At 41.9% G+C, this 735-nt stretch carries 1 protein-coding gene; it reads left to right on the top strand.

The genetic code is table 11. The features are described 5' to 3' along the window. Positions 1–146 precede the first annotated feature (146 nt). The coding region (locus B2751_RS11175) for a hypothetical protein (protein ID WP_290774819.1) at positions 147–735 on the top strand (589 nt) is incomplete at its 3' end.

A 735-nucleotide genomic window follows, 5' to 3' on the forward strand; every position in this document is an offset into this window, starting at 1 on the left:
TGTGGCGTTTTATTTGTCACACACGACTTAGAACTCGCCGAACGCGCTGACCGAATTCTCTTCATGCAGGATGGTCGGATCGTCGAAGACCGCCGAAAACGCACGGTGCAAAGTGTCTAAGTACTGTTTATGAGGAGGTGTCTGCGATGCAAACGTTTCGAAGCAAACTGATTGCGAGTTTCATTGGCTCTATTGTCGTTTTTCTATTGTTGTCCGTATCGACGCAGTCTGCGTATGAAGCGTTTCGGAATGCGGACTTCTTGGAACAAGAGACGACGATTGTGCGAGATTGTAATCATGATGACTTATCAAAACTTATTTTCAAAAAAAATAGTTGTACATTCGATAATACGATCGACGAAAATTCCGACGGTGAAATTTTAGGTGGTAGTACAGGAAAAACGGAAAAAACGAATGGGACAGCACGTGGTAAAGCCAATCCTTCAAAGTCGCCCGGCTTTTTGGAATCAGCAAAAGAAAAAGCGAGTTCTAATTTTCCGGTGTTCTTTGTCGTAGCACTTCTTGTAACAGGTTGCGTCATTTGTTTCGTAATCAAGAAACGAAAGCGATCTATAGGAAAATATACTCTCGAAGCTACGGATACTATACAAAATCAATCTAGCCTTCCTTTCAAGAATAGAACGTCTAAAGCAACGCAAACAAATTCCACACCACCTGAAGAATCATTACGCTTAATGTTATTTGATTTTAATCAACGCTTACCACGCGCCCTCA

The sequence above is a fragment of the Exiguobacterium sp. UBA6282 genome, from assembly GCF_002440475.1.
GTDB lineage: Bacteria > Bacillota > Bacilli > Exiguobacteriales > Exiguobacteriaceae > Exiguobacterium_A.